This is a genomic window from Mesorhizobium sp. M2A.F.Ca.ET.039.01.1.1 (assembly GCF_003998035.1).
In the GTDB taxonomy this organism is placed as follows: Bacteria; Pseudomonadota; Alphaproteobacteria; order Rhizobiales; family Rhizobiaceae; genus Mesorhizobium.
On sequence record NZ_RZRY01000199.1, the window covers coordinates 1 to 9,477 of the forward strand.

Consider the following 9,477-nt stretch of genomic DNA (forward strand, 5'->3'; position numbering starts at 1 on the left):
GGCTTCATATGGAAGCGCTGCGTTTCATGGGCTCGGCCATCGCCACGCTGATCGGCTATGGCGGCTCGGGCGGGCCGGCGATCGAGGAGCCGGAGCCGCAGGCAGCCCTTGCCGCCATCATCTCGTTCTCGGCCCTGCTTCTGCTCTTTGTCTTTGACTTCGACCACGAGATCGTCAAGGCGCTGGTCGCCTCCTACCAGGTCGCGCCGGTCAACGTGTTCTTCAATCCGCAGGCGGCGCTGGTCGACGTCACCGACACCGTGTCGGACGCCTTCTTCCTGGTCATCCGGCTCGGCAGCCCCTTCGTCGCCTATGCCATCCTGGTCAATCTGACGATCGGCTTCGTCAACAAGCTGACGCCGCAGATCCCGGTCTATTTCATCTCCCTGCCCTTCGTCATCGCCGGCGGTATGATCATCTTCTATTTCGCCGTCGGCACGCTGCTGTCACTCTTCGTCGACGGCTTCGTCGACCTCACGCTGGCGAGATAGCCATGACCACGCGCAAGGATCGTCTGAAGAAATTGGTCAAGGTGCAGGAGCAATTGAAGGCGCTGCACGAGACCCGCCATGCCGGCTTCCTCGCCGCCGCCGTCAAGGCGGAAGCGGAGGTCAAGGAACTGATCGAGCATTTCGACACCGACAAATCGCTCGCCGGCCTCTTTCCCGCGCTCTACCACAAGCGCATTACCGACGCGCTCGGCCGCCAGAAACAGAACCTGGAAGATGCCAAGCACGAAGCCGCGCTGATCGCCACCGCGACGGCGCGCACCAACATGGTCGAGCGCGCCTACAAGGATGTGCGCCGCCGCGACGAACGCGAACGCTCCGACCGCGAGCGGCTCGATCTCATCACGCAGAAGCGGGCCGAGGAGTAGCTCGGTAACAACCCGAAGGTGATTTACGGGCGATACCACAACCGCTTTGCGCCTATCTCGGCCATAGAGGTCGGCTTCGCAGCTTCCTCAAAGTGGACGTTGCCGAGCGACTAGGAGGTGGTGGTAGCGACGAAAACGGACGATCAGCCGTTGTCTTGCGAAGCAGCCGTTGCCTACGTCCTAAGGATCGCCGACTGGCTCGATTTCGAGCAGGTGGCGCCCCAATCGCCGGCACAGGCGACGAGTTGGGATCAGGACCTCTCACCCCTCACATGACGCGGATCGCTTTGTACGGCGTCCTGCGGCGACTTGTGCCGGGCCAACGCAACCCACGGGGCTGTCTTTCGCGATCCCGGTGCGTTCCCCACTCGCTGTCATGCGCCAGCCCGACAGCGCTATTCCGGCAGGCCCGCCTTTCGCAAGCCTTCTACAAGCAGAGCCAAATCGGCCGGACGGCAGGTCGGCATGACATCAGCCAGATTGGAAATTCGCTGGCCGGGATCGAGCCCGAGAATTCGGCTCACGACCTTTTGCGCCTCCTCTGTTCGGCCGGCGTGAGCATAGCTTGCAGCCGCAAAGCGCAACGAGGGCAAAAAGTCCGGTTTTTCCCGCAACGATCTTTCAGCCCAAGTTGATGCCTCCTCAAATCGACCAGCGAAGAGATGAGCCACTGCAACCGCATTCTGCATGTCGAACATCAGCGGGTCGACTGGGCTCATGCGCATCGCCGTCGCGAGGTGCCGAAGTGAGGTTTCCGTATCGCCGAGGTCGGCTCTGACCCAGCCGCTGAATAGCCACGCAGTAGCCAGGTTCGGATTGAGCGCAAGCGCGCGGTCAATGAACGCTGCCCCGCTATTGTTGTCGCCCACGACGTAGGCGAGCGCGATCCCGCCGCGGGAAAGAGCGATCGCGTCATCCCTGCCCAAATCCATGGCCTTCAAAGCTAGGCGCTCGGTTTCGGCGGTTTCCAGCTTGCGATCCGTCATCCAACCGTTCGCCTTGCGTATGACGGCACACCACGCGGCCATGCCGTATGCGGAGGCAAATTCAGGGTCGAGTTCGATGGCTCTGTAAAACAACTGAAGAGCGTTCGCGGTGGATTCCCTGGTCAACTGGTGGAGGCTTGCTATCCCGCGCAGATAGTAGTCGTAAGCGTCAAGGTGTTCGGTCGGCTTGCGCTTGGCCCGCTCGATCTCTGCCTGTTCCAGCTTCGGAGCGATCGCTCCGACGACGCTCCGGGTCACTTCCTCCTGCAGATCAAAAACATCCTCCAGCCCGCCGTCGAAACGGTCGGCCCATAGATGTGCTCCCGTTGTCGCGTCGATAAGCTGACCGGTGATGCGAACCCTGCTCGCCGCCTTGCGGACGCTCCCTTCAAGCACGTAGCGCACACCAAGCTCGCGTCCGACCTGCTTGATGTCCACGGCCCGGCCCTTGTAGGTAAAGCTCGAGTTGCGCGCGATGACGAACAGCCAGCGCGTGCGGGAAAGCGCGGTGATGATCTCCTCGACCATGCCATCAGCGAAGTAGCCCTGCTCGGGGTCGCCACTCATGTTGTCGAATGGCAAGACCGCGATGGACGGTTTTTCGGGAAGCGCTAGCATATCCTTTGTGGAGAATACCGAAGTGGGTTTCGCTCGACTGACCCGATAGGCGCGCACCGCTTCCACGATGTTGTGGACCTGATGGCTACCGAGATCGGTGTAGCTGTAGTCTAGTTTGCCTTTGACCTGCTCGTAGACGTTGCGCGCGACGCAGATGCCGCCCGGTTCTGCAAGCTTCTCGAGCCGCGCGGCGATGTTCACGCCATCACCGTAGATCGTATCGTCCTGCGCGATCACGTCGCCCAAATTCACACCCATGCGGAAAGCCATGCGCTTGTCTTCGGGCAAACTTGCATTGTGAGCGGCCAATCCCTCCTGGGCTTCGACCGCACACTGCACCGCGTGGACCGCGCTGGCGAATTCGACAAGAAGGCTGTCACCAGCCGAACCGACGATGCGTCCGCGCGACTCTTTGATCTTGGGCTCGATAACTTCGGCGCGAAGCCTCTTCAGATGCGCAAGCGTGCCAGCCTCGTCGGCTCCCATGAGACGGCTGTAGCCGACGACGTCGGCTGCAAGGATTGCGGCAAGGCGTCGCTCCATGCTTGTGTCCCGGCTCTCCCATAGATCGCTCCGACTGGCGAGCGTAGTCTAGTCCTACCTCCAATGCGAGCGTGCAGTGCCGGCGCCAATAACCGGCGACCTCGCTAGAGGTCGCGTTTAGCCAGAGAGCCGCCGTTACGTATAGACGATCGGCATACTTGTCACTCAGGCAGCCCGGCCTTGCCCCCCTGGAAGGACACATCGCCGTTTGTGTCGCAGTTCAGACCCGAAGCGGCCCCAGGCGGAACGGATCTAAATGCAGCGGCCCTCCTGAGTCTGTGCTATGTCGGATAGGGAAGGAGGGGCAAATGAGCGAGACCCGCAAGCTTGCGGCAATCCTGGCCGCCGATGTCGTGGGATACAGCCGACTGGCTGGCGTGGACGAAGATCGGACTCTCGCGCGCCTGCGGGCGCTCCGCAGCGATCTGGTTGATCCTACCATCGCGGTACACATCGGACGCGTGGTGAAACGCACCGGTGACGGAGCCCTTGTCGAGTTCCGTAGCGTGGTCGATGCCGTCCGATGCGCTATCGAAGTGCAGAATGCCATGCTTGAACGAAATGCCGGAGTGCCGCCTGATCGACGTATCGAGTTCCGGATCGGCATCCATATCGGCGACATAGTCGAGGAGAGCGACGGTGACCTAATGGGCGACGGTGTTAACATTGCTGCTCGCCTGGAAAGCATTGCGGAACCAAGTGAGATTTACCTGTCAGGTGCGGCATATGAGCAGGTGCGCGACAAGCTGAAGGAAGAATTCGAGGATCTCGGCGACAAAGAACTCAAAAACATTGCACGGCCGGTGCGAGTCTATCGCGTGGCCTTCGACCGTCACATCGCAAGCGTGTCGACAGTGCCCGATCTGTCCGGCGGAAGACTGGCGCCGCCCGACAAGCCGTCGATCGCCGTCCTGCCCTTCCAGAACATGAGCGGCGACCCCGAACAGGAATACTTCGGCGACGGGATCGCGGAGGACATCATTACCGCCTTATCCAAGCTGCGGGGCTTCTTCGTTATCGCGCGCAATTCGTCCTTCGCGTACAAAGGCAAGGCGCCAGATATCCGTCAGGTCACGCGCGAGCTTGGTGTTCGCTATGTACTGGAAGGCAGCGTTCGCAAGGCGGGTGAGCGACTGCGGGTAACTGGCCAGCTTATTGACGCGGCCAGCGGCAATCACATCTGGGCAGAGCGCTACGACCGCCCCGCCTCTGATATTTTCGCAGTGCAGGATGAGATCACTCACAGCGTTGTCGCAGCGATAGAGCCGCAGATTTACGCAGCTGAACGCCTTCGCCTTCAAAGTAAGGCGCCTGAGAGTCTCGATGCGTGGGGCTGCGTCGTACGAGCAATGCCTTATATCTGGACATGGGTTATTCAAGACGAGGACACTGGCATCAACCTCCTGAAGCGAGCTATTGAGCTTGATCCCCACTACGCTCGCGCCCGCAGCCTGCTCGCGTGGGCCTTCGCCACCCGTGTAATTTCCGGCAATTTGGAGTTTGAGCAAGGCATATCAAGTGCCCTCGCGCTTGCCCAGGGTGCGATAGACCTCGATCCCGACGACGCATGGGCCCATTTCGCGGCAGGTTACATATCAGCGTTTTCGAGACGATTTGGGCCGGCGGTGGAGGAACTGAACGAGGCACTGCAGCGTAACCCGAACTTTGCATTCGTCCACATAATCTTGGGGGTAGCCTACGGCTATGCGGGGCTTGCTGAAGATGGCCTCCGCCAGCTCGAAATCGCACGACGACTGAGTCCCCTTGATCAAACCCAAGCAGCGAATCTTTCGGTGGAGGGTCTTTGCCATCTGGTCGCCGGCCGTTACGCCGAAGCGGTAAGAGCTGAACGTCGGGCTGTACTGATGAGACCAAACTTTGGAACCGCTTGGCGCACACTCACAGCAGCCGCAGGACTGGCCGGTGATCTGGAAATCGCACGTCAAGGACTCGTCGAATGCAAACGGCTACAGCCGAATCTCAGCATCGATTGGGTCGAAAAATACCACCCACTGATACGGTCACAGGACCGTGCCAGATATATCGAAGGCCTACGACGCGCAGGCCTGGAATAATGACCTGTGAACTGGTTCGTCACTGAAGAAGCTGCTAATATTCGTTCGGCTCACCAATTGGTCCGCAACGCTTGGCGGGTTGATGGCGACAGCTGACGTCGAGGGGACGGCATGCGGATCGCAATGATGGGAGCGGGCGGCATTGGCGGATATATCGGCGCCAGGCTAGCCCAGGCAGGGGGCGACGTGAGCTTCATTGCTCGCGGAGCGCACCTTGCGGCAATGCTCCAGACTGGTCTGAGTATCCAGAGCGACCTCGGCAGCTTTGTTCATGCGCCTGTATCCGCGAGCGGAGCGGCGGTTGATATCGCGCCTGTGGATCTGGTGATTTTCGCTGTCAAGCTCTACGACAGCGAGGGGGCGGCTGCATCTATCGCACCCCTCGTGGGGGTCAACACGCGCGTCGTTACGCTGCAAAACGGCATCGACAGCGTCGAAATCCTTGGTCGTCATCTGCAGCGTGACCGCGTGATAGGCGGCGCCACCTATCTTTCCGGCTTCATCAGCAAGCCGGGCGAGGTCGTTCATTCCGGCGGGCTGCCTCATATCCTGGTCGGCGGCCAACATGATCCTGTCATCGAGCAACTGAAGGGGCTGTGTGATCGCGCCATCGGGCTTGAGCTCAAACCAGTCGCAGACATCGACGAAGTGCTTTGGGAGAAGTTTGTAACGCTTTGCGCCTTCTCGGGAGGAACATCGCTGATGCGCTCTGGCATCGGCCCGATCCTGGCCGATCCGGAAGCACGCATCTTCATTGAACAGTTGAGGGATGAGGGGATGGCGGTAGCCGCAGCGGCCGGCCACCCAATGGCCGACGGGTTCCCGGGCCGCGTCGAGACCAGGTGGTCCGCGTTTCCTCCGCATGTGAAATCCTCGATGGCAAATGACCTCGAACGTGGGAGACCCATCGAGGTCGCGTGGCTTTCCGGGCGCATGCATCAACTGGGAATTGAGTTGGGTGTCGCCACGCCAGGCCACACGGCGGTTTTTCGGGCGCTGCATCTGCATGCACTGGGGACGCAGCGCCAGAATTCCAATCTCTGATCACGCTCATAGCCGAATCTATTTGGAGGACGTCATGGCAGGTTCCTCGAACGAAACAACGTTAGTCAGGGCAGGCGACGACGCTGTCGGCTCCCAGGACATGTTCAACAAGGAACTGCAAACCTATCGCAAGATCGTTGGCGCGAATCTCATGTTCCATCGGGAGGTCTACGGCGTCCTTCGCGATCTGCTTGTCGAGCATGCGCCGGCGTCATTCCGGTTTCTCGACATTGCCTGTGGAGATGCCAGCGCCTCCGCCGCAATGCTGAAGACGATGGCGATCGGAAATTACGTCGGCATCGACTTGTCTGAGGCATCTCTGCGACTGGCGGCACGAGAGCTCGACGGTATGCCATGTCCGGTCGAGTTGCAGTGCAATGATTTCGCCCAGGCCATGGCGAAGTGGTCTGAGCCTGTCGATGTAATCTGGATTGGGATGTCGCTGCATCACCTGCCTGCCACGGGCAAGGCACAGCTGATGCACGACGCCCACCGCTCTCTGGGCGGGAAGGGCATGTTTATAATTTGGGAGCCGGCGCTGTTCGAAGGAGAGGAGCGCTTATCCTGGCTGGCACGATTTTCTTTGCTGCGCGACGAATGGTCGGCAGTTTCAGATGAGGAATTCGCTTCGATGGAAAGGCACATGCGACTTGCCGATTTCCCGGAGACGGTCGGCACATGGCTCGGCATGGGCACGGACGCCGGCTTCTCCCAGGCGGAGGAGATTTTCATGATGCCTAACGAAATGGGTAGGGTGTTTCGATTCTCAAATTGAGTCTGAGCCGAGAATAGCCGCCGTCATCTTCGGCACGACCACACAGAGCTAGGCGACTATTTTGGACGAGATGCGCCGAGCTACCGATCAAAACCTCGAACTCGTCTTGTAAACAGACCGTCGGCTTGCGGCCCCAGCGACATCAGCAGAACATCGCGTGGGGAATGCCACTCGAAGCGCGAGCAGACAACCGATCCAACATCGGCATGCGTCGCCCTTTTTCCCGCAAGCCTGCCACAAGCTTGTTCAGTCATGTTGCGGATAACAAAACCGGCAAAGGGCGGACTTTCTTGGCCATTTCCCCACCCAGCGACATCGTCATGGACGTTGCCCGCGCAGCGGAGCCGGCCGATGTCGAAGCCGCGCGCGCGGCGCTCGCAAGAAGGGCGAATGGCACTTCGGCACCGTTCTCTGTCGATCCGTCCGCCACGGTCGATGCCGGCTCCGTGCTCTCGCGCGCCACTGCCGACAAGGTGGAAGCCGCCAATCCCGCGAAGAAGTTCCAGCGCTTCGAGGCGATGGTGCTGACGACCTTCATCCAGAACATGATGCCCAAGGACGCGGAGGGCGTTTACGGCAAGGGCCTTGCCGGCGACATGTGGAAGTCGCAGCTCGCCGAGAAGGTAGCCGATGTCATGGCCGCGCATGGGGGCATCGGCATCGCCCGATCCATGCTTGCCGACCATTATCTGGATGGCAAGCGCAAGGTGCCGGTCGGCCCCGTTGCCGGCGGACCGCAGAAAACCGAGATAGACCAGCAAACCAGGCTTTCGACCTCGATGGTCGAGGAGCTTGAGCGCAAGGCCGCACGGTCGATGACCGGCGACGACACAACCATAAAAATGGACATCAATATCTAGGGACCTACATGGCCGACCAGACGGACCTTTACAACCTTCCCGCTCGCGCCAATGCATCGGACGCGCCTGCCGCCGCACGACCCGGCAACCTCGCCGCCATCATCGGCCGCATCGAGGAAGTCGTGGACGAGGAGACAGCCGGCATCCGCAGTGGAACGGCCTATGACCTCAAGGCCTCGAACGCGCGCAAGAGCCGGTATCTTTACGAGCTCAACCGGGCGCTCAAGGGCGCCAACGAGATCGAGTTCCTCGAGCAGCATCGCGAGGGCCTTTTGCGGCTGCGCCAGAAGCTGGCCAAGAACGAAGCGGCGATCCTTGCCCATCTCAACGCCGTCAACGAGGTCGCCACGCTTCTGAGGAACGCCATCCAGCGCGCCGATACGGACGGCACCTATTCGGCCGCCGAGTTCGGCATGGCCCGAGCCTGATGGAGATGATCTGGGCGCAAGGAAAGACCCGGTGATAAAGTTTGTCGCCGCCGCGCTGTGGATTTGCGCCGTGACGCTGGGCGCGGTCTTCTATTCCTTCCAGGCGGCCAGCCAACGCGGCGCGGCCGAACCGCCGAAGCCGATGCTGGGCGGCCTCGACTACGTCAAGACCGACATGATCTCGGTGCCGCTGCTGCGCGATGGCACGATCGACGGCTATTTCCTCACCAAGCTCGTCTACACGATCGAGCCGGAGCAGATGAAGAAGCTGTCGGTGCCGGCGCAGGCGTTGATGACCGACCAAGTCTATTCCTATCTCTATTCCAATCCGCAGATCGATTTCACGAAGAAGGAATCGATCGATCTCGACGCCTTCCGCAAGTCGATCCGCGATACCATCAACACCCGCATTGGCGTCGAGCTGGTGCACGACGTGCTGATCGACCAGGTCAACTTCCTCTCCAAGGACGATATCCGGGACAACGCGCTGCGCCGTCGCAGGGGCGCCGGGGAAACCGCGGCGGCAATGACCAAGGCGTTCAAGGCCGCGCCGGAACATTGATCGCCCGGCACGGATGCCTAGCCGCGCTTACCCCTGTTGCGACATGACGCATGGTGACCGCGTTGACGTTTACGTCAACTCGAAGCTATATGCGCGGTGACAGGCGACCGCGCAGGCGCGGCGCATCTACCTCGCCCAGCGGCCAAGCGCCGGTGCGCGTCAACGCAACCAACGAGGAGAACAGCCATGGGCGTTCAGGAGATTGCCGACAAGATCAGGTCGCGCGTGGCAAGCGCGGGCTTCGAGCATTCGGTCAAGTTCGACACCGGCGGCGACGGCGTCATCGTCATCGACGGTGCGACCGTCTCGACCACCGATGCGCCGACCGACTGCACCGTGAAGCTGTCGCTCGACGATCTGGATTCGCTGATCGCCGGCGACCTCAACCCGACCATGGCCTTCATGGCCGGCAAGCTAAAGGTCGAAGGCGACATGACGGTCGCCATGGCGCTCAGCCAGCTGCTCGGCTGATCGTTCGCAAGAAACAAGGCCGCCCATCGGGCGGCCTTGTTTCTGTCGAATAGTAGGCGTCAGGCGACAAAGCCCGGCGCCTGCCCCTTGATCTTGCGGCCGGCGGCCTTGATCGTGCCCTTGACGCCATCCAGCGTGCCGTCCTTCAGCTCCAATGCCAGAAGCCGGTGCCGCTCGTAGGGGCCAGGCATGGCAAGCGTTCCGGTGCGGTCGGCCGAGAAGCCGAACCGTCCGTAAT

General features: G+C 60.9%; 10 protein-coding genes and 1 pseudogene. 9 read left to right on the plus strand and 2 right to left on the minus strand.

The window, feature by feature from the left end:
* A partial coding sequence (locus EOA24_RS16790) for a flagellar biosynthetic protein FliR (RefSeq protein WP_189353966.1) occupies positions 1-491 on the plus strand: 491 nt, incomplete at its 5' end.
* 2 nt (positions 492-493) lie between these two features.
* Positions 494-877: a hypothetical protein gene (locus EOA24_RS16795; RefSeq protein ID WP_126081502.1), complete on the plus strand. Its 384-nt coding sequence runs from the start codon at positions 494-496 to the stop codon at positions 875-877.
* 395 nt (positions 878-1,272) lie between these two features.
* Here EOA24_RS16795 and EOA24_RS16800 read toward each other — a convergent pair whose 3' ends face one another.
* On the minus strand, positions 1,273-3,024 hold the full coding sequence (locus tag EOA24_RS16800; protein ID WP_126081501.1) for an adenylate/guanylate cyclase domain-containing protein: 1,752 nt from the start codon (positions 3,022-3,024) through the stop codon (positions 1,273-1,275).
* 308 nt (positions 3,025-3,332) lie between these two features.
* Here EOA24_RS16800 and EOA24_RS16805 point away from each other — a divergent pair, with 308 nt between their 5' ends.
* The 7 genes from EOA24_RS16805 (at position 3,333) to EOA24_RS16835 (ending at position 9,239) form a co-directional block, all read left to right on the plus strand.
* A complete protein-coding gene (locus EOA24_RS16805; RefSeq protein WP_126081500.1) occupies positions 3,333-5,099 on the plus strand; it encodes an adenylate/guanylate cyclase domain-containing protein in 1,767 nt (588 codons plus the stop codon).
* Positions 5,100-5,210: 111 nt separating this feature from the next.
* Complete coding sequence (locus EOA24_RS16810) at positions 5,211-6,143, plus strand: 2-dehydropantoate 2-reductase (RefSeq protein WP_245466959.1); 933 nt, start codon at positions 5,211-5,213, stop codon at positions 6,141-6,143.
* Between the two features lie 34 nt (positions 6,144-6,177).
* A complete protein-coding gene (locus EOA24_RS16815; RefSeq protein WP_189353968.1) occupies positions 6,178-6,918 on the plus strand; it encodes a class I SAM-dependent methyltransferase in 741 nt (246 codons plus the stop codon).
* 290 nt (positions 6,919-7,208) lie between these two features.
* Complete coding sequence (locus tag EOA24_RS16820; protein ID WP_245466958.1) at positions 7,209-7,778, plus strand: rod-binding protein; 570 nt, start codon at positions 7,209-7,211, stop codon at positions 7,776-7,778.
* An 8-nt stretch (positions 7,779-7,786) separates the two neighbouring features.
* Positions 7,787-8,206 (plus strand): hypothetical protein, encoded by a 420-nt coding sequence (locus EOA24_RS16825; RefSeq protein ID WP_126081498.1) that lies wholly within the window; start codon positions 7,787-7,789, stop codon positions 8,204-8,206.
* A gap of 31 nt (positions 8,207-8,237) precedes the next feature.
* Positions 8,238-8,768: a hypothetical protein gene (locus tag EOA24_RS16830; RefSeq protein ID WP_126081497.1), complete on the plus strand. Its 531-nt coding sequence runs from the start codon at positions 8,238-8,240 to the stop codon at positions 8,766-8,768.
* 186 nt (positions 8,769-8,954) lie between these two features.
* Positions 8,955-9,239, plus strand: coding sequence for an SCP2 sterol-binding domain-containing protein (locus EOA24_RS16835; protein ID WP_126081496.1), 285 nt, complete (start codon positions 8,955-8,957; stop codon positions 9,237-9,239).
* A 59-nt stretch (positions 9,240-9,298) separates the two neighbouring features.
* Here the strand turns inward: EOA24_RS16835 and EOA24_RS43070 are convergent.
* A pseudogene (locus tag EOA24_RS43070) lies at positions 9,299-9,477 on the minus strand (N-acetyltransferase); the annotation flags it as partial.